Below are 21195 nucleotides of genomic sequence, written 5' to 3'. Positions count from 1 at the left end.
CTAAAAAAACCGCGCCCAGGCGCGGTTTTTTTATGCTCTTGAAGCGGGGCGAACACGCCCCGGTGTATCAGAAGTTGAACTTCAGGCGCACCCCGTACACCCGCGCTTCCTCCATAAACTGGGTGTGGGTACCCGCCAGTACCGGGGTATCAAAGCCCTGGGCGAAGGCCTCCTCGTCAAAAATGTTGCGGCCGTAGGCCATGACCTCCCAGTGCTCCGAGCGCAATCCCGCCCGCAAGTTGACCTTGGTGTACGCTTCGACGAAGTCGATGGGGTCGTTATCACCGGAGGAGCTGAAATCGTCGCGGTAGTTCGCCTCACCACCCAGGAACAGCTCCAGGCCGCTATTGAAGGGGTAGACGTAATCAAAGAAGGCGGTCGCACTCCAATCCGAGGCATAAAGGGTCTTCTCGCCGCTCAGGTCATTGCTGGTAAACCCGAGAGACGAGCCGCAGAACTGATCGACATCGAGCTGGATGGCGTTGCAGGGGCCGTTCTCGAACTCGTCGTACGTCGCATCCAGCCAGGCACCGTTAAGTCCTACACGCAGGTTGTCGGTGGCTTGCCAGAGCATGTCGACTTCGATGCCGGTCACTTCTGATTTGCCCGCATTGGTAACCCCGAAACCTACGCCTTTGAAGATGGAGGTTTGCAGGTTGTCATAGAGGGTATAAAACGCCGCCCAGTTGATGGTCATGCCGCCGCCGAGCAGGCTGTGCTTGCCACCGATTTCGAAGGCATCCACTTCCTCATCCTCAAACTCGAAGTCGTCGTTGGGTACCGTCGGGTCATAGCAGGCTTCGATGGGCTGGCCGGGTACGCAGGGGTAGGTGGCGATATCCAGTTGTCCCGGTTCCTGGTCATCCGCGGCGGTGAAGCCACCGCTCTTGAAGCCCTGGGAGAAGGTCGCGTAGAGCATGCTGTCTCCCACATCCCACTGGACGTTGACCGAGGGAATCCACTTGTCGGTGGTGCGGTCATCATTGAAATTGTAGCGATAGGTGTTGAAACTCGTGGCTTCGATAAACCCGAGGAAGAAATTGTCGGAGGGATTGTCGATGCCTGTCAGGTCATCGCTAAGGAACTGGCTGCTGATGACGTCCTTTTTCTCCTCCGTGTAGCGCAGGCCGACGGTCACCCGGAATGTATCGCTCAGGTTGAAGGTACCCTGGCCGAACAGGGCGTAGGACTCCGACTCCAGGTTGTAGTAGTGGTTACGCGCAATCTGGTTGGCCGGATAGGCGCCGCCGGTCAGTACTGTAAACAGGCTGTTGGCACCCAGTAATTGGGGCACCAGGCCATCCATGTTGGTGTCGATGGTTACCCTGCGGTCGAATTCCAGTTCACTCTTCTCGAAGTAGGCGCCAGCAACATAGTCAAAGAACTCGCCGCCGGGTGAGGTGAAGCGGAATTCCTGGCTGAACTGGTCAAAGGTCTGGTCGTCGTCCCGGTGGATGAACTGCAGGGGCAGCCAGTCCACATCCACCCCGTCGATATACTGGTACTCCGAGTACCCCGTGACGGATGTGAGGGTTCCGCCCCCCACATCCCAGTCCACGTTGAGAACGAAGTTGTCGTAGTCCTCGTCATTGGAATCGGGGTTTATCCCGATACCGATACCATCGGACTGACTTTGTCCGTAGCCATTGTCCTTGAAGGTGACGAACTCCTTGCGCCCTTCGCGGACGATTTCCGGGTAGAAGGTGTCGGTCAGGAGGTACGCGATATTGGCGAAGGCAGAGCGGTTGGGAAACAACTCATCCCGCGTCGCCTGGTCAATGTAGAACTTGGTAGCCGATGGTGCCCCAATACGCTCAAACTGGGTGTTGCTGTACTTGAAATTAATATCCAGGGTGTCTGTCGGCTGCCAGACCAGGGTCAGGCGGTAGGAGTCTTCATCGATCTGGCCCTCTGGTTCGTCAAGCAGGGTGTTGTCTACGTAGCCGTCGGTTTCCCGTACTTTGAAAGCCAGGCGAGCGGCGAAAGTCTCACCTATAGGGGCCTCTATCCCACCTTCGAACTGCTTGCCACTAAACGATTCCAGGGAAACAGCGATATCCCCGGACAGTTCGTCGCTGGGGTCCGGTGAGCGCGAGATGATATTGACGGCGCCGGCCACGGTGTTTTTACCAAACAGGGTACCCTGCGGGCCTCGCAGCACTTCCACCCGTTCGACGTCGAGGAAGCCGGCGCGATACTGGCGTCCGCGCCCCATGTAGATACCGTCGACGTACATGCCGACAGACTGCTCGAAGCCCTGGTTGTTACCGGAGCCCACGCCGCGCATGTAGATGTTGGTGTTAACGGAAGCCGAGGCGATGTGCAGGTTGGGCACGTAGTCTGCCAGGGCCGCCATATTGGGTATGCCGGCTTCCTGCAGTTTGTCGCCCTGGACGGCGGAAACGGAAATCGGAACGTCCTGCAGGCTTTCCGCCCGCTTTTGCGCGGTGACAATGACTTCTTCGAGTTGTTGCGCGTGGCTCAGGCCTGCTGTGCCGGCCAGGGAAATAGCGATAAATAGCGGTGCACGGTGAAACGACACTGACATGATGGATCCTCTTTTCAATTTTTATAGGTATTGGGCCGGCGTGATGAGGTAGCAGCGCGGGGCCTTGAGGGTCATGTTAGGGGAATTTGGCAGCAAACTACAATGGGTTTTCCCATGCAGCTTCGACCCGGGTTTACTGTGATCTGGCGGCCATCGCCAGGATGTGTTGCCATTCCGCCTCACGCACAGGTTGCACGGACAGCCGCCCCTGGCGCAGTAACACCATATCGGCCAGGGAAGGCTCGCGCTTGATCTCGGCCAGTTGCACTGTCCGTGGGAAGGCCGCCTTGAAGCGAATGTCCACGCAGAACCAGCGCGGTGATTCAGGGCTGGCCTTCGGGTCGAAATAGTGGTTCTCGGGATCGAACTGGGCGGGGTCGGGATAGGCCTCCCGGGTGACCTCACCACAGCCCACGACGCCTACCGGCTTGCACTGGCTGTGGTAGATCAGCACCTCATCGCCGCGGGAGACCTCGTCCCGCAGCAGATTTCGCGCCTGGTAGTTGCGGATGCCGTCCCAGCGGGCATGGCCGGAGGGCTCATTGCGCAGGTCGTCAATGCTGTATTCGTCGGGTTCAGTTTTCAGTAGCCAGTAAGCCATTGCCGGGAATCTCCAAAAACTTCAACCACCTTCTGGCGGTATCGATACTGCCTGTTAAGATGAACATACCTGTCTTCAACGGGCAACCCGAACCATGTCGGAACCGGAATCCGTGGCCCAGAGCGCGACGGCTGACCTTATTGATACCCTGCCGGAAGTCAATGCGCTACTGGCCTTCTTTACCCGGCTCGACGAATCCGATCCCCTGATCCGACTGTTAATTGCCGCCGCCCTGGCGGGTATATCCGTTCTGTTGCTTTTGGTCAGCAGGTTCATCGTCAGCCGCAGGCTGCATCGCATGGCCGACATGCCTGCCAGCCGCTTTCGCCCGCTGCGCTGGCAGGCCCAGGACCTGGTGACAGCGGAAGAGATGCAGCACTTCTGGATGAACGTGTGGCGCATTGCGGGCTGGTTGCTGTCGCTGTCGTTCGGTGTGTCGGCCCTCATTGGCTTGCTGATGACCTCCGACTGGACGATGGACCTGGCAGCCCACCTGATGGTGATGGTGCTACACGCGTTTCAGTACGTCTGGAATGGGTTTGTTGGCTACCTGCCAAATCTTGCGACGATCCTTGTTATCCTCCTGGTGGCGCGCTTCACAGTGCGAACAATCGGATTGATTTTCGACGGCATCTCCAGCCGCCGTATCCACCTGCGCAACTTTTACCCGGAGTGGGCCCACACCAGTTTCGGCATTATCCGTCTATTGATCTACGCACTGACCGCGGTGATTGTCTTTCCCTATCTGCCGGGTTCGAGCTCGCCTGCATTCCAGGGTATTTCGATTTTTGTCGGGGTTTTACTCTCGCTCGGTTCCACAACGGCAGTGGCCAACGTCGTGGCCGGTGTGGTGCTGACCTATACCCGGGCCTTCCAGGTGGGGGACCAGGTGGAGGTGGGGGATGTGCGGGGCCGGATCGTCGAACGAAGCACTTTTGTTACCCGCATCCAGACGTTGAAAAACGTGATTGTTTCGATCCCGAATTCATTGGTGCTCAATAGCAACGTTATCAACTACAGCAAGAACCTGGGCCAGACCGGGTTGTTGGTCCACAGCTGTGTCACCATTGGTTACGACGTACCCTGGCAGCGGGTCAGTGAGTTACTGGTGGCTGCGGCAAAGCGGACGGAAAATATCTCCAGCCATCCGGAGCCCTTTGTGCTGCAGACCTCCCTGGACGACAACTACGTGACTTACGAGGTCAATGGCTGGACCCGCAAGCCGGAAGTGCTGCCGCGAATCTATTCGGACCTGCACGCCAATATCCTCGATGAGTTTCACGGTCACCAGGTGGAGATCACTTCACCGGCTTATCGCGCAGTGCGTGATGGCAATACGCCGAACATACCGGAAGTGGTGAAGGAGGAGCCAGAGTCGTCTGAGGATCAGGCTGTTCCACCCACAACGGGCGGCGAACAGGATAAGGCAAGTAGTTGAAGGATTGGAGCGAATGGAGCGGGGGAGGTTGGCGCAGACCGCCTCGTTATGTTATCGCGGTCCAGCGTCGATCCGGGGCGTCAGGCTCAGTTGGTGGCGAGCATGTTTTCCCGGGCACGGAACTTGGTCAGTTCAGCGTTGTAGGCTTCTGCAGCAGTTTCCGCCAGGTAGACACTGCGGCTGTGTTGCAGGGGGTGCAGTTCTGAGCGGCAGTCCAGGTAGCCTTCGATGGCGTCGACATATGCGTTGACGGCAACCTGGGCGTGGTACATTTCTTCGTGGGTAGCGCTTTGGCCGCTGGGGATGGCGGGGGCGTCGGAGGGCATGGTGGCGGGGCACTCAGCCATCGCGCTGGCAGCCAGTACAAAGGCAGGGATTGCAAGGAAATGTTTCATCGGTGTTACCTCGGTCTCTAAGGGTCAATACAGGTTAAAAGGCGATCGCGTTACCGCGATGTGTTACCAATATCCACACTTTCGCAGTGAAAAGCAAGCCCTGCGAGCGGTGGCACTGGGCTGGCCGGGGGCCCTGGATGATTAAAAAATGTATAGTAATCAATGTCTTGCACCTATACGTTACACGAGGTAACGCGAATTGCGTCCAGATGGTGCGATTTTGGCGGTTTTTCGTCGGGCTGGCGACAGATGTGCACTATGACGGTGCATGCAGAGAGGTGAGGTTTGGGTCAGGAGATTTTTTCGGACAGCTTTATTTTTCGCACAGAAAGTGCGATCTGGTTTGGTAAAAATACACACTCACCGCCATCGGTAGCACAGGCGCTGTCCTTTACCCCCCTGTCCAGGGGGCAGACGCTGGCCCGGCATGGGACCTTTATCGAGCTGGAAGGTGCCGATACGCGACTTTCCCACTTCGCCAGCGGCAGCGTCGGTGGTTGGGGCGCCCAGATGGGCGTCAACCAGCACGGCGTCGTAGTGGGGTGTCACCTCGCAGGCACAAAACTGGCCGGCCGTGGAAAGCCCGGGGTGTCCGGTGGCGACCTGGTCAGGCTCGCGCTGGAGCAGGCCCGCAGTTCCCGGGATGCCCGGGACATCATCACCCGGGCCGTAGAGCGCTATGGGCAGGGAGCCTCGCTCCGGCTGCCCGCCCTTAACGGCTATGACAGTAGCTTCATCATTGCCGACTTCCACGAAGCCTGGGAGCTGGAGACGGCAGGTACCTGGTGGGCTGCCCGGCGCGTGCCGGGGTATGCAGCGCGCTCGGACTGTATGGAAATTGGTGAGACCTTTGATCTGGCCGCTTCCGGGGCGGAAGACTACGCGCGTGACAAGCACTGGGCCCCGGCCGGGGAACCTTTTCATTTTTCCGGGGCGTTTGCGCGTCGCTGGCCCGGTGCGCCGTCCAGCGCCAGGCGGCGCCAGCAAACGATGGCTGCAGGACTCAAGGCGCTCAGTGGCCTGGCGGCGCCCGACCAGAACCATTTCATGGTGCTGTTGGGTCGGCATGCGGGCCAGGCCCCGGGCCGGCGGGGAGACATCTGTGTTCATGGTCGCGGGGAACGGGCCCGCACCGCTGCCTCCATGTTGGTGAAAGTCGGGTTTTCCGGGCTGCCGAGAGTCTGGTACAGCGAGGGGCAGCCCTGCAGCGGCGAGTTCCGGGAGCTGTTGTTCAAGACTTGAGGTCAGCCGGGTGGCGTTGACAGGGGGCGAGGGCGCTCTACCATAGGTGCACTTCAACGCCGGCACGTTCGTGCCGGTGCTCACCGATCCACAGGAGATACTCTTGGTGCAAGCGATTCCCCGATTTGCCCTGGCCCTGCTACTGGGCTCCGTACCACTGACCGGGCTACCACTGGCGGCCTATGCGACTACCCAGTCCAGCGAAGCTGCGGTGTCGGCAGCCGACAGCCGCCTGCAAGCCCTGTATGAACGTGAGTACCAGTGGCGTCAGGAGATGCTGGGTAAAGTGCTGGATGATGAAGGGGAATGGCAACTGGGCGAGCGCTGGCCCCGGGTCGACCCGGCTACCCAGCGAACCAATCTGGCCTACTGGGATGCGGCGCTTGCCGAACTTGACGCGCTCCCACTGGAGGACCTGAGCCGGGCGGAGCAGATCAATGCGGCCACCTTCCGCCAGATCGTCACGACCCTGGCCGAGGAAGTGCGCTACAAAACCTACGAGGCCCCCCTGAACTCCGACAGTTTCTTCTGGACCGGCCTGTTCCCGCGCCAGGGTGGATTCTCTGACGTAGAAGCCTATCACCGCTATATCGCCCGGCTGCGCGACCTGCCGCGCTTCTTTGCAGAAAACCTTGCCAATATGCGCGCCGGGCTGGCGCGGGGCTACAGCGTGCCCCGGGTGACCCTGATCGGTCGCGAGAAGTCGCTGGAGGCTTACCTTGTGGCCGGGCAGGACAATCCTTTCTGGACGCCGATAGCGGATATGCCGGCTTCCATCGGCGCTGCGGACCAGGAGGCTCTGCGCAGCGCGGCGCTGGCGGCGGTAGCCGAGGCCGTGGTGCCGGCCTACAGCGAGGTCCTGGACTTTATGCGCAATGTGTATTTGAAACAGGCGCGTACCAGCCTCGCCGCCCGGGACCTGCCCGATGGCGAGGCCTTTTACCAGTCCCAGATACAGGCATACACCACCCTCGATCTCACCCCGGAGGAAATCCACAAGCAGGGGCTGGCCGAGGTGGAGCGGATCCAGGCTGAAATGGCCGAGGTGATTGCGCGTACCGGCTTCGAGGGTGACTTGCAGGCCTTTATAGAGTTTCTGCGTACCGACCCCCGCTTCTATGCCAAAACGCCCCGGGAACTGCTTTCCTACTCTTCCTACGTGGCCAAGCGGGCTGACGGCAAGATGGGAGAAGTGCTCGGCTTCCTGCCTCGCCGCCGCTTTACCATCCTGCCGGTACCGGACGCGATCGCGCCCTTCTACACCAGCGGCCGCGGCGGACTCAACAGCTGCCTGATGAATACTTATGACCTGCCCTCGCGTCCCCTGTTCAACCTGCCCGCCCTGACCCTGCATGAATGCGCCCCTGGCCATGCCCTGCAGGCGGCAATCGCCGAGGAAGCTCCGGGAGAGGTGCCGCGTTTCCGCCGCGACAATTACTTTTCCGGGTATGGTGAAGGCTGGGGACTCTACACCGAGTGGCTGGGTACCCGGATGGGCGTGTATGAAACACCCTATGAAGACTTTGGCCGGCTCTCCTATGAAATGTGGCGCGCGTGCCGATTGGTGATCGATACCGGCGTGCACTACTTCGGCTGGAGCCGCGACCGTGCCCTTGCGTATCTGGGGGAGCGCACCGCCTTGTCGACCCACGAGGTGACCACGGAAGTCGATCGCTATATCTCCTGGCCGGGCCAGGCCCTGGCCTACAAACTGGGGGAGATGCTGATACGCCGCAAACGCGCTGAGGCGGAAGCGGCGCTGGGGACCGATTTTGATCAGCGCTACTTTCACGATGTGATCCTCGGCCTGGGCTCCGTACCCCTGCCGGTGCTCGAGGCGGAACTGGACGCCTGGATTGCAGCTGGCGGTCCCAACCCCTACGCAGACCTTCCCGAAGCAGCCTGATTGTACTTCACCGACTGCCGGCCGGCAGGTGAGCGTGTCTCACTTTGCCGCCGCTTCGGTACTCCAGGCTCCCCGGCCGTTACGGTTTCCTGATGTGCCCGCCCGTCCGGGTGGGGCGAGGGGCGAATCAGGTTGACTCCTGTCGGGGGCGCTCCATAATGACGCCCTTATTCTGCTGTATAAGAAGTAGTCTCCGCTGTATGAGTTCCCCTGACTTCCTGCTGAAAGGCAGCACCGTCACCGTTGTCGTTCTCGAGCTTCACCAGTACGTACCCGATGCCTTCCCGGGCCTGCTCGCCGAGCGCGTTGCCCAGGCGCCGGCCCTGTTTCAGGGGTCACCCGTGGTTATCAGTCTCGAGCCACTCAGTGCCGATGACGGCACCGCTGTGGACCTGGGCGGCATGCTCGACCACTGTCGTGACCAGGGCCTGCGCCCCATAGCTTTCAGGGCGGTTCCCGAGGCGCTGCAGAGTGCGGCGACTGATACCGGCCTGGCTCTGCTCCCCGCCGGCGGCGGGCGCGGCAAGCCTCTCGAGATGCCCGCAGAGAGTGCCCCCGAGGCGCCCGAGATCAAGGTGCGCACCGAACAGCAACCGGTCTCCAGCGTGCGTCCCACCCGGACCATTACCCGCCCGGTACGTTCAGGCCAGCAGATTTACGCGGAGGGTGGCGACCTGATCGTGCTCGCGCCCGTCTCCGAGGGCGCAGAAGTGCTGGCCGATGGCAATATCCATATATATGGCGCCCTGCGGGGTCGCGCCCTGGCCGGGGTCCACGGGGACGCCTCGGCGCGGATCTTCTGCCAGCACATGGACGCCGAGCTGATCTCGGTGGCCGGGCACTTCCTGCTCAGCGATGCGCTGGGCGACAGTATTCTGCGCAAACCCGCCCAGGTCAGCCTGGATGGTGATGTGCTGAGCGTTTCCGCGCTGTAGTACTTCTCATTTCATAACTACCAACCGTTACAGGAGCCCCTCAGTGGCAAGAATCATCGTAGTGACCTCCGGCAAAGGCGGGGTCGGTAAAACCACCAGTAGCGCCGCCATCGGCACCGGTCTGGCCCAGCGCGGGCACAGTACGGTTATCATCGATTTCGATGTGGGTTTGCGTAATCTCGACCTGATCATGGGCTGTGAGCGGCGCGTGGTCTATGACTTCGTCAATGTGATCAACGGCGAAGCGACGCTCAACCAGGCACTGATCAAGGACAAGCGCACCGAGGGTCTCTACATCCTTCCCGCGTCGCAGACCCGGGATAAGGATGCACTCACCGAGGAGGGCGTCGCCAAGGTGCTGGCGGAATTGAAGCAGCGCTTTGACTACATCGTCTGCGACTCTCCCGCGGGGATCGAGAAGGGCGCCCAGATGGCGCTGTACTTTGCCGATGAAGCCATTGTGGTCACCAACCCCGAAGTGTCCTCCGTGCGTGACTCCGACCGCATCCTCGGCATCCTGCAGAGCAAGTCCCTGCGTGCCCGGGAGGGCCAGGACGCGGTGAAGGAGCACCTGCTGCTGACCCGTTATAATCCTGCCCGGGTGAGCGCCGGTGAAATGTTGAGCGTGGCGGACGTCGAGGATATTCTGGCGATTCCGCTGCTGGGTGTGATTCCCGAGTCGCAGGATGTCCTCAAAGCATCCAACCAGGGCGAGCCGGTGATCCTCAACAGCGAGGCGCTGGCCGGCCAGGCATACAGCGACGCGGTGGACCGTCTGCTGGGCGAAGACCGCGCCCACCGGTTCCTGGACGAAGAGAAGCAGGGCTTCTTCAAGCGCCTGCTGGGAGGGCGGGGATGAGTTTTCTCGATTACTTTCGCAGCAAGCGGCCGGCGTCGTCTGCCGCCACTGCGAAAGAGCGCCTGCAGGTTATCGTGGCGCATGAGCGCGGCCAGCGTAACCAGCCGGATTACCTGCCCGCCATGCAGCAGGAAATCCTCGAGGTGATCCGCAAGTACGTTCCCGTGGAGCAGGACGATGTCCAGGTCCAGTTGGACGAGAACGGCAACTGCTCGGTACTGGAGCTGAACGTCACCCTGCCGGGATAGGCGAGACCGCTGCCAGAGCGCCCCGGGACCAGGGTGTCCCGGGCGTGGGTATAGCGCTGCTGCCCCGCGGACGGGGCCCTGTCCATGGGCCGACGTCAGGCCTCGATAGCCGGTCCCATTTTCCCGATCGGCTCGGCGAGGCTGTCCGGTGGCACGGTAAACCACACCGGGCCAGTGGCACCCATGTGCAGGCAGTCTTCCAGACGGACGCCGAACTTGCCCGGGATATAAATGCCGGGTTCGTTGGAGAAGCACATGCCCTCGACGAGGGGAGTCTCCTCCCCCTGCACGAAATTGATCTGTTCGTGGCCGTCCATGCCGATGCCGTGCCCGGTGCGGGTGCTCAGCCCGGGTAACTGGTAGCCGGGACCAAAGCCCTGGGCGGTGTAGTACGTGCGCACCGCATCGTCCACCGTTCCTGCAGCGGCGCCCGGTCGCGCGGCAGTGAGGGCGATGTCCTGCCCCCTGCGCACCAGCTGCCATACACGCTCCTGCTCTGCACTGGGTTCGCCATAGACAAAGGTGCGGGAGATGTCCGACTGGTAGCCCTCAACGGCACACCCGCAGTCCATCAGGACAATCTGTCCTTCGCGAATCTCCTGGGGTTGTCCGGAACCGTGAGGGTAGGCGCTGGCCTCACCGAACAGTGCCATCGTCCAGATTCCGCTGCCCCCGAGCTCGGCCTGGGCTGACCGCATCATGGCGTTGACGTCCTCCGGTTGCATCCCCTTTTCCAGTTTTGCGTACACGTGAGCGTAAGCGGTAAGGGTCACTTCGTTGGCCTTGTGCATCAGGGCAAGTTCGGCGGGACTCTTCAACATGCGGCACGCGCGGGTGATGGCCTCTCCTCCAGTGAGGTGGGCGCCAGGCAGGGAGCGCTCGATCCCTTCAACGACGAAATAGCGCACGCTGCCCTCCAGCGCGATGCGGGGGCTGCTGAGGCGGTGCTCCCGGAACAGGCCGGCGAGGAGGGCGAAGGGATCTTCGTTTTCGTGCCAGGTCCGCACATCGTCGCCAAAAGTCATCGACTCCCTGACACTGGGTTCTTCGAAGAAAGGCGTAATCACGGTGATATCGCCCTCCTTTGGCAGGATCACCGCGGTGAGGCGTTCACTGCGCCACCAGCTGATGCCGGTGAAATACAGCATCGCCGAGCCGGGTTCCAGCAGCAGCGCATCGATTTTCAGGTGCTGCATGAGCCCCTGTGCCCGCGCAATCCGTTGCCGCCGTTCGCTCACGCTGATCGGCTCGACGTCGCCGGTGATGGGCTTGAGGGTGCGGGCGGGTTCGCTATGTGCCGCCCCTGAGGACAACATCGCCAGTGAACCGGCGGCGGCTCCAGCCTTGAACAGGTCGCGTCGCTTCAATGCCATTACTTCTCCTTATGCTCAATACTGTCAGCTGGCCGTCGTGGGGGCCTCTACCAATACCACGCGCAGGGTTCGGGCGACTTCCTGGGCGATTTCCCGTTGCAATTCCAGGCGTGAAGACAGGGTGCGGTCGTACTGTTGGGACCATAGCCGGTAGCCGCTATCGGTATCAATGAGTGTGGCACCGATTCGTACCCGGTTGCCCTCGCGCCTGACATTACCCTCGATAATATAGCGAACCCCGAGGGCCTGCCCCAGTTGCTGGGCGTCGAGGTTGTCGCCGCCATAACGGAAGGACGCACTGCGTGCCGCCACCTGGAATCCGCCGTAGCGCGCCAGTTCGCTGATCAATTCATCAGCGAGCCCGAGGGCGAAGTGCCCCGGCTGCTGCTGCGGGCTCAGGTCGGTAAAGGGCAGTACCGCAATACTGCGAACCCCGGCAACCTCTTCTGTGGGCTCATCCATGATGGAGGTGGGCGGGTTAAGCAGGTAGGCGGTAACCAGAAGGCCGAACAGTGTGCAGAGGCCAATAATCCGGAAGCGATAATTGCGCTTGGCTGGCTGGACCGCGGGGGAAGGTACTTCTGCCACCTCGCGGGCGGGTGGCAGCTCCGCGACATAGCCTTTTCGGTGAATCGTGCGAATCGGGTGCTCATCACCACCGTTGCTCAGGGCATGACGTAGCGAGGAGACCGCGCGTCGCACCGCCTCGTTGGAGACCACCCGGCCATCCCACACGGCGTCAATCAGGTCGTCGTGGGTTTGCACCTCGCCCGGATGCGCCAGAAAGTGCTCAAGTAGCCGGGCTACCCGGGGCTCCAGCGTTTCGCTGCTATCGCCCCGGCTCAAGGTCTGGGTATCTGGTCTGAACTGCCAATCGCCAAACAGGATAAGTCGGCTCATGTGCCCCCGCACCACCGATTACATAAGGAACACTAGCGGTAACTATGGACCGGGATTATCGGCTGCGCCAGCCAGCGCTGAAAATTATGCGTCAATGGGCCGCAGCGGTAACCTCACGCCACACGCGCATCAGGTTGCCGCCGAGCAGTTTCTCGATGTCCGAGTCACTGTACCTGCGGCGCAGCAATTCCGCGACGAGATTGGGGTAGGTCGACACGTCCTTCAGGCCGATGGGCAGGCTGTCGCCGACGCCGTCGTAGTCGGAACCGAGGCCTACATGCTCGATACCGGCGACCTTGACTGCATGGTCGATATGATCGGCCACATCACTCACCGTGGCGAAGGGGAAGGGTTGCCGGCCCCGGTATTGTGCTTCGAAGGTTTCCATTTCTGCGGAGTGATCCGCGAGACCGTAGCGCTTGGCATAAGTGTCGGCGGTCTCACCAAAGGTCTTCATGTACTGGTTGGCCTTGGCGGTGAGAAAGCTCGAGCCGAAGTTGATCATGATAACGCCATCCCGCCGGGCCAGGGCCTTCAGCAGATCGTCATTCATGTTGCGCTCGAATTCGGGGGTGAATTTCCGCATCGAGGAGTGGGAGGCGATCACCGGTACTTTGCTCAGCTTGATCGCTTCGAGTGCCGCGGCGTCGGAGAGGTGGGAAATGTCCACCATGACCCCGGCCTGGTTCATCGCCGCTACCAGTTCCACACCGAAGGGGCTAAGCCCGTTCCAGAAACGCACCTCGTCGTAGGATGAGTCGCTGATGTGGTTGGAGAGTCCGTGAGCCAGGGTGATGTAGCTGACACCGCGATCGCGGAAATGGCGCAGGTTGTCGAGCTCGCCGGCGATCGGTGCGCCGTTCTCCATGCCCAGTGCCAGGGAAATCTTGCCCTCGGCAAATTGGGCGTCGACATCCGCCGGTGACCTGGCGATGGCGAACCTGTCCGGTGCTCTGGCCACGATGGCTTCGACCTGGTCAATCAGGGTGTTGGCCAGGTTGTAGGCGCTGCCGTCCAGCTCGCTGGAAGGCGGGGTGTAGATCGACATGAACGGTACGTTGAGGCCTCCAGCAACGGCCCGGGGATAGTCGAACTCGCCGTCTTCAGTGGCTGCAGTGACGTCCTCCCAGTGATCGTGGACGCGGTAGGGGACGTCGATGTGAGTATCGATCAGCAGGTATTTCCTGGTGAGCGCCTCCGCGCGATCCAGGTTTTTATCGGCCATAGCCATTGACGACGTCGCGCCGAGTAGCACGGCAGTCAGCGCTGCGAGGGTTTTATGCGGCATGTAAGCATCCTTGTTGAGTTTGTTGGGAAAGGTTACTTCAGCGTGTCCGAAAACCGAAGCCTTCTCGTGGGAAGTGCCATCAAACGGTCATAATTTCGACATCTTGGAGCCCTAGTATCGACTTTTTTCGATAACTGACAGGAGTCTTGAGATGTTTCAGCGCCTTATTCTTGCCGCCAGCGTGGCGGCTATTTGCAATATTGCCTACGCCAAGCCGGAAAAAGGGGTAACTCTGGATCTCTTGGGTTCCTTTGACGCCACGACCGAAGCCGGCAGTTTTGACGATGGTGCAGCAGAAATCATTGCTCATGACGCGCGAGGGCAGCGGCTGTTCGTGATCAATTCCAACCTCGGCCAGGTCGACGTGCTCGACCTGGGGAATCCGGAAGCGCCGGCTCGGCTGGGGCAACTGGATGTGGCCCAGGACATGTTTGCCAATGGCATCGTGCCTGATGCCGGCGCTATTGGCGGTGTCAACAGTGTTGCGGTGCACGCCGGCCTGGTAGCAGTGGCCGTTGAGCACGATGACAAACAGGCGAGCGGCTGGGTGGCCTTCTACAGCACTGAGGGTGAGTTCGTCAGCGCGGTCGTTGCCGGAGCGCTTCCGGACGCCGTCACATTTACCCACAACGGCAACTATCTTCTGGTGGCAAACGAGGGTGAGCCCAGTGATGACTACCAGGTTGACCCTGAGGGTTCTATCACCATAGTCGACTTGCGTAACGGCGCTGAAACGCCCGTTGTCGCCACGGCGGACTTCAAGGCTTTTAACAGCAGTAACGTTCCCGAAGGTGTTCGTATCTCGAGTCCAGTAGCCGGTAACACCGTGGCGCAGGACCTCGAGCCGGAGTTTATCGCTACCTCCCGGGACTCGCGTACCGCCTGGGTAACACTGCAGGAGAACAATGCGATTGCGGAGGTCGATATACCGTCTGCAACCGTTATCGCGCTATATCCGCTGGGAGCAAAGGATCACAGCCTGCCGGGCCAGGGACTGGATCCCAGTAACCGGGACGATTCGATCAACATAATGAACTGGCCTGTGTCGGGCCTGTACATGCCGGATGGAATGACCAGCTACACGACCCGCGGACAAACCTACCTGGTTACGGCCAACGAGGGTGATGGCCGCGAGTACATATTCGACAGCACGGAAGAAGACTGCCCCGACGCCCCCTATTACGAGTACGACGACGGTGAATGTATTTACCTCGACGAGGCACGCGTAAAGGATATCGTGCTGGATGACGAGGTGTTTCCCAATGCGGAGTATCTGCAGGAGAACGAGCAACTGGGCCGTCTCAAGATCGTTGCCACCGAGGGGCACGCCGGTGACGGTGTCTACACCAAACTGTACAGCTACGGGGCACGTTCCATCAGCATCTGGAGCGCATCTGGCGAGCTCGTTTGGGATTCAGGTGACATTATCGAGCAGCAGACCGCACTCGCTGATCCCTCCAACTTCAACAGCACCAACGATGAAAATGGATCCTTTGACGACCGCAGTGATGACAAGGGTCCGGAGCCGGAAGGCGTTGTGGTTGGCAAGGTGCGCGGTAAGCAGTATGCGTTTGTCGGGTTGGAGCGCGTTGGTGGTGTCATGATTTTCGATGTCACCACGCCCGAAGACAGCCAGTACGTGGGTTATGTCAACAATCGAAACTTCAGCGTTGAGGATGTCGAGGAAGACGTCGAATCAGCTGTTTCTACCGTGGGTGACCTGGGTCCTGAAGGCCTGGTATTTATCCCGGAAGAGGATTCTCCGACAGGAGAGCCGCTGCTGGTTGTAGGCAATGAGATCAGCGGGACGACCACCATCTACCGGGTGGTAGCGCAATAAAGCGACCATAAAAAATAACCCCCGGTGAGTGCCGGGGGTTATCGTCAGTTCAAGGGCCCGTCATCCGGGCCTTTTTTGCGTATACAATCAGACGATACGCTTCATTGCCGTCATGTAGCCGCGCAGTTTCTTACCGACCACTTCAACCGGGTGGTTGCGAATCGCGTCGTTCACCGCGATCAGTTCCTGGTTGTCAACGCCGTTGTCGCCGGCAATGCTCTTGCCGATGACGTCGGTATCGATGTTGGTCATGAAGTCCGCCAGCAGCGGGCGACAGGCATGATCAAACAGGTAGCAGCCGTACTCCGCGGTATCGGAGATGACCACGTTCATCTCGTACAGCTTCTTGCGGGCGATGGTGTTGGCGATCAGCGGCGTTTCGTGCAGCGACTCGTAGTAGGCGGATTCGTCCTTGATGCCTGCGGCCACCATGGTTTCGTAGGCCAGCTCGACGCCCGCTTTGACCATGGCGACCATCAGGATGCCGTGGTCGTAGTACTCCTGCTCGGTGATCTCGGCATCGGTGTTGGTGGACTGTTCGAAAGCAGTATCGGCAGTCGCGGCGCGCCATTGCAGCAGGTTGGCGTCGTCATTGGCCCAGTCCTGCATCATGGTCGTAGAGAAGTGGCCACTCATGATGTCGTCCTGGTGCTTCTCGTACAGGGGACGCATGATGTCCTTGAGCTCTTCAGCCAGGTGGAAGGCGCGGACCTTGGCGGGGTTGGACAGGCGATCCATCATGTTGGTGATGCCGCCGTGCTTGAGGCCCTCGGTGATCGTCTCCCAGCCGTACTGGATCAGCTTGGAGGCGTAGCTGGTGTCGATGCCCTTGGCGACCATCTTGTCGAAGCACAGGATGGAACCAGTCTGCAGCATACCGCAGAGGATGGTCTGCTCGCCCATCAGGTCGGATTTCACCTCGGCGATCGGGGAGGACTCCAGTACCCCGGCGCGGTGGCCACCGGTGCCCGCTGCCAGCGCCTTGGCGATGTCCATGCCCTTGCCTTCCGGATCGTTCTCGCGGTGTACCGCGATCAGGGTCGGAACGCCAAATCCGCGCTTGTATTCCTCGCGCACCTCGGTGCCCGGGCATTTCGGGCACATCATCACGACGGTGATGTCCTTGCGGATCTGCATGCCTTCTTCAACCAGGTTGAAGCCGTGGGCGTAATCCAGGCAGGCGCCTTCCTTCATCAGCGGCATGACGGCGGTGACGACACTGGTGTGCTGCTTGTCGGGAGTGAGGTTCATGACCACATCGGCGGTGGGAATCAGCTCCTCGTAGGTGCCGACAGTGAAGCCGTTCTCGGTGGCGTTCTTCCAGGACTGGCGCTGCTCGCTGATGGCGGCTTCACGCAGGGCGTAGGACACGTCCAGGCCGCTGTCGCGCAGGTTGAGGCCCTGGTTCAGGCCCTGGGCGCCACAGCCCACGATGACAATGCTCTTGCCGCGCAGCGCTTCCACGCCATCGGCAAATTCGCTGCGGTCCATGAAGCGGCACTTGCCGAGTTCTTCCAGCTGCAGGCGCAGCGGCAGGGTGTTGAAGTAGTTCTGGCCCATGGGAGGCACCTCTGTCTTGCGGGATTGAAAGGACGGCACAATACGGCAAAACCATGTTTGCGTAAAACGCTATATTTAGGAAAGAGTATTGCGTATATTGCAATTAAATTCTGGCCGGGAGATCGGTGCCGTGGACCTACGCAGCCTGCAGGTGTTTCTGTCGGTCGCAGACACCCTGAATTTTAGTCGCAGTGCGGAGCAGCTGCACCTTAGCGTCAGCGCTGTCAGTCGCAGTGTGCAACGGCTCGAGGAGGCGGTGGGGCACACCCTGCTGGAGCGCGATAAACGCAATGTCCGGTTGACATCGGTGGGGCGGGATTTTCGCGACTACGCCGGTCGCACGTTGGACGACTGGGAGCAGACGCGTCGCCAACTCGGCGGCGGGGAGGACCTGGTGGGGGAGGTCAGCCTCTACTGCTCGGTAACCGCTACCTACAGTATCCTGGCGCCGATCCTGGAGGCCTTTCGCAATCTTCACCCCGGGGTGGATGTGCAGTTGCATACCGGTGACCCGGCCGATGCCGTGGATAAAGTGCTTGCCGGCCAGCATGATGTGGCGGTGACCGGGCGGCCTTCCTCTTTGCCCCGGCGCCTCAGCTACCTGCAATTGCTGGAGAGCCCGATGTTGTTCTGCATGCCGGCGGCGGACTGTGCGGTGCGCCGCCAGGCCCTGCAGGGAGATAGTGCCGCGCCGGATTTCGACTGGGGAGGCCTGCCCTTCATCGTCCCCGAACGCGGCGCCACCCGGGACATGCTGGAGCAGTGGTTCGAGGAGCAGGGCATCCGGCCGCGGATCTACGCCCAGGTGGCAGGGCATGAGGCGGTAGTGGCCATGGTCGGACTGGGCCTGGGGGTGGGGATAGCGCCTGAACTGGTGGTGCGTACCAGTGGGCTGGTCGGGCGTGTCAGTGCGATGTCGGTGTGGCAGCCCCTGCCGGCACTCGGTATCGGCCTGTGCGCCGCACGCGGCACCCTGGAGGACCCGCGAGTAAAAGCATTCTGGGGCGTCGCCGCCAACGCCTTTGCCCCGGCAGTTTGATACAATGGCCGCCCCCTTTCTGGTGGAGTCACCATGACACAGCACGAAACCCCGGAACACGGCGCTGAGGACAAAAAAACAGGCACCACCTCCGGCGTCGCCCCCTCCCTCGACCTGCTGGTGGATGAGCATGAGGAGGAAGTGTCGGAAAACGGCCGCACCGTGCGGCGTCAGGGTATCTACCTGCTGCCCAACCTGTTTACAACGGGCGCGCTGTTTGCGGGCTTTTATGCGGTCATCGCAGCGATGCGCGGTGATTTCGAAAGCGCTCCCATAGCCATATTCGCCGCCGGTGTCCTCGATGGGCTGGACGGCCGTATCGCCAGGTTGACCCATACCACGAGCAAGTTCGGTGCCGAGTATGACAGCCTTGCGGACATGGTGTCCTTTGGTGTGGCACCTGCCCTGGTCATGTTCAGTTGGGCGTTGGGCGATCTCGGTAAATTTGGTTGGAGCGCATCATTTATCTATGTGGCCTGCGCCGCTTTACGGTTGGCGCGCTTCAACACGCGCATTGATACCGCCGACAAGAATTACTTTACCGGCCTGGCCAGCCCCGCGGCGGCGGCGATCATTGCCAGCACCGTCTGGGTATGCCACGACCAGGGCTGGGTGGGGGCTGCACTCCCGACCGAGGTTTCCATCGTGGTGGCCCTGCTCACTGCGGCTGTCGGGTTTTTGATGATTGCCAACTTCCCCTACTACAGTTTCAAGGGTGTCGATTTCCGGGGGCGGGTTCCCTTCGTGGTGATTATCCTCGTGGTGCTGGTGTTCGGGTTGGTCACCCTGGATCCGCCGCTGATATTTCTGCTGGCCTTTCTGGTCTATGCGGTCTCGGGGCCTGTCATGCAATTGCGCAAATGGCGGCAGCGTCGGGGCGGGGCCGACTGACCCGGAGAGGGAACCTTCCGGTGCTCCCGGCCTCTGAAAGAAGTAAGTGTCGTTATCGCAAGAGAGCGTCCTTATGGACGGGGCGACGCCTCCATTCTGAGCAGGGAGCAAGATATGGCCAAGCGCTACCAGTACCCCTCTATTGCCTCGAGTGAAATTACCCCGGAGGCTGTCTACCTCAATCGTCGTCAGCTGATGTCCGCTGCGGGTCTGGGACTCTCCGCCCTCGCCCTGGGCGGTACGAACCCGGCGCGTGCCAATGCGCCGGATACCCGACGTGAACTGGCTGCGGCAGCAGGCCCCGAGGCTTTTCAGACCGACGAAAAGCTGACCCCCTATGGAGACGTCAGCGGCTACAACAACTTTTACGAGTTTGGTACCGACAAGTCGGACCCGGCGCGCAATGCCCACACCATGACGACCGACCCCTGGTCCGTGGAAGTGGGGGGGCTGGTGAACAAGCCGGGCAAGTTGTATCTGGAAGATATTCTGGGCAGCTTCGATCTCGAGGAGCGCACCTACCGCTTGCGATGCGTAGAGGCCTGGTCAATGGTCATTCCCTGGGTCGGCTTTCCCCTGGCGGATTTGCTGCAGCGCTTCGAACCCGGCAGTGACGCCAAATTTGTCGAGTTCCGCACCCTCTATCGCCCCGACGAAATGAGCGGCACCCGCTCGCTGACCAGTATTATTGATTGGCCCTACCGTGAAGGGCTGAGGTTGGACGAGGCCATGCACCCGCTGACCCTGTTGGCGGTAGGGCTGTATGGCAAGACCCTGCCCAACCAGAACGGGGCCCCCCTGCGGCTGGTCGTACCCTGGAAGTATGGCTTCAAAAGCATCAAGTCCATTGTCAGTATCAACCTGGTCGACCGTCAGCCTGCGACGTCCTGGCAGACGCTGGCACCGCGCGAGTATGGCTTCTACTCCAACGTGAACCCAGAGGTGGATCACCCGCGCTGGAGCCAGCGCTACGAACGCCGGCTGCCCTCGACCCTGTTCAGCCCGAACCGCATTGCTACCAGGATGTTCAATGGCTACGAAGCGCAGGTGGCTGAGCTCTATCAGGGCATGGACCTGCGCAAGTACTACTGATGAGGGACAAGCTCATTCGGCTGGGGATCTTCCTGCTCTGCCTTGTGCCATTTGCCGTTCTCTTGAAGGGGGCTGTTACCGGCGGACTGGGGCCTGACCCTGCCAAGACCATCATGCTGGAGACCGGGGAGTGGTCCCTGCGCTTGCTGGCCCTGACCCTGCTGGTTTCGCCCCTGCGTCAGTGGACAGGCTGGTCGCTCGTTATGCGTCTGCGGCGGATGCTTGGCCTGTACGCGTTCTTTTACGCCTGTGTTCACCTCGCCACTTTCGCCCATTTCTACCTGGGTTGGTCTGGCAGCATCCTGTTAGAAGAGTTGGCAGAACGGCCCTACATCACCGTGGGTTTTGCGGCCTGGAGTTTGCTGCTGCCCCTGGCACTGACCTCCACCCGTGGCTGGCAGCGGCGATTGCGTCGCAATTGGCAGCGCCTGCATCGGTTGATCTACCCGGCGGCGGTACTCGCCTGTCTCCATCTGTTGTGGCAGGCGCGGTCGGATATTGGTGAGGCCCTGGTCTATATCGTGATTGTGGCTGCGTTGCTCGGCTGGCGTTTGCGCACTTTTTGGCCAGGCTTGGCGAAAGCCTGAAATTTTTTCCAAACGGGCTTGCGCCGAGGTCGGTTTTGCGTAGAATGCGCACCTCGCGTTGAGGCGCTCCCGGAACTGGTTTTTACCACTTTCCGGAGCAGTAAAAGATTTGAAAATCTTTTACAAAAAAGGACTTGCGAGGCAGATTTGATCTGCGTATAGTTCGCCTCCCTTCGACGAGGTCGGGACGCAAAGTCCTCTCGAAGGTCACCTGGAAACTGATTCAGTTTCAATAGCTTAGGCTAAAAGGTGGAGTGATCGTAACGGCAACGATCGAAGCAAAAAATTGCAAAAAATCAGTTGCCAAGTTCAAAACGATCCGTATAATGCGCGTCCTCGGTTGAGGCAAGGCCTTCACCGAACACCCTGAACCCAAGCGGTCAGGGGCTGATTAACAAGCAGACGAAGACAGATGTGTGGGCACTTGTTGAGGTAGTAGCTACGACTATTATC

Annotated in this window: 18 protein-coding genes; 11 read left to right on the top strand and 7 right to left on the bottom strand. The window is 60.5% G+C overall.

Annotated elements, in window-relative coordinates:
- Nucleotides 1-67: 67 nt before the first annotated feature.
- Both FV139_RS20885 and FV139_RS20880 read right to left on the bottom strand, forming a co-directional pair.
- Nucleotides 68-2548 carry a TonB-dependent receptor gene (locus FV139_RS20885; protein WP_148070439.1) on the bottom strand — a complete coding sequence of 827 codons (2481 nt, stop codon included), beginning with the start codon at nucleotides 2546-2548 and terminating at the stop codon, nucleotides 68-70.
- 133 nt (nucleotides 2549-2681) lie between these two features.
- Entirely contained in the window at nucleotides 2682-3149 is a 468-nt protein-coding gene (locus FV139_RS20880) for an EVE domain-containing protein (RefSeq protein ID WP_148070438.1), read from the bottom strand.
- Nucleotides 3150-3243: 94 nt separating this feature from the next.
- Here FV139_RS20880 and FV139_RS20875 point away from each other — a divergent pair, with 94 nt between their 5' ends.
- Nucleotides 3244-4587 carry a mechanosensitive ion channel family protein gene (locus FV139_RS20875; RefSeq protein WP_148070437.1) on the top strand — a complete coding sequence of 448 codons (1344 nt, stop codon included), beginning with the start codon at nucleotides 3244-3246 and terminating at the stop codon, nucleotides 4585-4587.
- A gap of 86 nt (nucleotides 4588-4673) precedes the next feature.
- On the opposite strand, the gene FV139_RS20870 is transcribed toward FV139_RS20875, so the two are convergent.
- Nucleotides 4674-4982: a hypothetical protein gene (locus FV139_RS20870; protein ID WP_148070436.1), complete on the bottom strand. Its 309-nt coding sequence runs from the start codon at nucleotides 4980-4982 to the stop codon at nucleotides 4674-4676.
- A gap of 285 nt (nucleotides 4983-5267) precedes the next feature.
- Between FV139_RS20870 and FV139_RS20865 the strand changes: the two genes are divergently transcribed.
- From FV139_RS20865 to minE, 5 genes are all read left to right on the top strand, one after another.
- Nucleotides 5268-6224, top strand: a complete 957-nt coding sequence (locus tag FV139_RS20865; RefSeq protein ID WP_148070435.1) for a C69 family dipeptidase — start codon at nucleotides 5268-5270, stop codon at nucleotides 6222-6224.
- Nucleotides 6225-6330: 106 nt separating this feature from the next.
- Nucleotides 6331-8130, top strand: coding sequence for a DUF885 domain-containing protein (locus FV139_RS20860; protein WP_235898754.1), 1800 nt, complete (start codon nucleotides 6331-6333; stop codon nucleotides 8128-8130).
- 200 nt (nucleotides 8131-8330) lie between these two features.
- Nucleotides 8331-9065, top strand: a complete 735-nt coding sequence (gene minC, locus FV139_RS20855) for a septum site-determining protein MinC (protein WP_148070434.1) — start codon at nucleotides 8331-8333, stop codon at nucleotides 9063-9065.
- 43 nt (nucleotides 9066-9108) lie between these two features.
- On the top strand, nucleotides 9109-9924 hold the full coding sequence (minD, locus tag FV139_RS20850) for a septum site-determining protein MinD (protein WP_148070433.1): 816 nt from the start codon (nucleotides 9109-9111) through the stop codon (nucleotides 9922-9924).
- The gene (gene minE / locus FV139_RS20845; RefSeq protein WP_148070432.1) at nucleotides 9921-10172 is read left to right on the top strand and encodes a cell division topological specificity factor MinE; all 252 of its coding nucleotides are present in this window, start codon (nucleotides 9921-9923) and stop codon (nucleotides 10170-10172) included. Before minD ends, minE begins: the two co-directional genes overlap by 4 nt.
- A 95-nt stretch (nucleotides 10173-10267) precedes the next feature.
- On the opposite strand, the gene FV139_RS20840 is transcribed toward minE, so the two are convergent.
- From FV139_RS20840 to FV139_RS20830, 3 genes are all read right to left on the bottom strand, one after another.
- Nucleotides 10268-11545: a M24 family metallopeptidase gene (locus FV139_RS20840; protein ID WP_148070431.1), complete on the bottom strand. Its 1278-nt coding sequence runs from the start codon at nucleotides 11543-11545 to the stop codon at nucleotides 10268-10270.
- Nucleotides 11546-11569: 24 nt separating this feature from the next.
- Nucleotides 11570-12445: a winged helix-turn-helix domain-containing protein gene (locus tag FV139_RS20835; RefSeq protein ID WP_148070430.1), complete on the bottom strand. Its 876-nt coding sequence runs from the start codon at nucleotides 12443-12445 to the stop codon at nucleotides 11570-11572.
- Between the two features lie 91 nt (nucleotides 12446-12536).
- Nucleotides 12537-13733 (bottom strand): dipeptidase, encoded by a 1197-nt coding sequence (locus FV139_RS20830; protein ID WP_148070429.1) that lies wholly within the window; start codon nucleotides 13731-13733, stop codon nucleotides 12537-12539.
- Nucleotides 13734-13884: 151 nt separating this feature from the next.
- On the opposite strand from FV139_RS20830, the gene FV139_RS20825 reads away from it, so the two are divergent.
- A complete protein-coding gene (locus FV139_RS20825; RefSeq protein ID WP_148070428.1) occupies nucleotides 13885-15573 on the top strand; it encodes a choice-of-anchor I family protein in 1689 nt (562 codons plus the stop codon).
- An 87-nt stretch (nucleotides 15574-15660) separates the two neighbouring features.
- Here FV139_RS20825 and ilvC read toward each other — a convergent pair whose 3' ends face one another.
- Entirely contained in the window at nucleotides 15661-17133 is a 1473-nt protein-coding gene (ilvC, locus tag FV139_RS20820) for a ketol-acid reductoisomerase (RefSeq protein ID WP_148070427.1), read from the bottom strand.
- Nucleotides 17134-17263: 130 nt separating this feature from the next.
- Between ilvC and ilvY the strand changes: the two genes are divergently transcribed.
- From ilvY to FV139_RS20800, 4 genes are all read left to right on the top strand, one after another.
- Complete coding sequence (gene ilvY / locus FV139_RS20815; RefSeq protein ID WP_148070426.1) at nucleotides 17264-18172, top strand: HTH-type transcriptional activator IlvY; 909 nt, start codon at nucleotides 17264-17266, stop codon at nucleotides 18170-18172.
- A gap of 33 nt (nucleotides 18173-18205) precedes the next feature.
- Nucleotides 18206-19063, top strand: a complete 858-nt coding sequence (gene pssA, locus FV139_RS20810; protein ID WP_148070425.1) for a CDP-diacylglycerol--serine O-phosphatidyltransferase — start codon at nucleotides 18206-18208, stop codon at nucleotides 19061-19063.
- 114 nt (nucleotides 19064-19177) lie between these two features.
- Complete coding sequence (msrP, locus tag FV139_RS20805) at nucleotides 19178-20155, top strand: protein-methionine-sulfoxide reductase catalytic subunit MsrP (protein ID WP_148070424.1); 978 nt, start codon at nucleotides 19178-19180, stop codon at nucleotides 20153-20155.
- A complete protein-coding gene (locus FV139_RS20800; RefSeq protein WP_148070423.1) occupies nucleotides 20155-20742 on the top strand; it encodes a protein-methionine-sulfoxide reductase heme-binding subunit MsrQ in 588 nt (195 codons plus the stop codon). Before msrP ends, FV139_RS20800 begins: the two co-directional genes overlap by 1 nt.
- The last annotated feature ends 453 nt before the right edge of the window (nucleotides 20743-21195 follow it).

Source organism: Parahaliea maris (assembly GCF_008064665.1).
GTDB lineage: Bacteria > Pseudomonadota > Gammaproteobacteria > Pseudomonadales > Halieaceae > Parahaliea > Parahaliea maris.
This window is presented reverse-complemented; position numbering and strand designations above follow the sequence as displayed.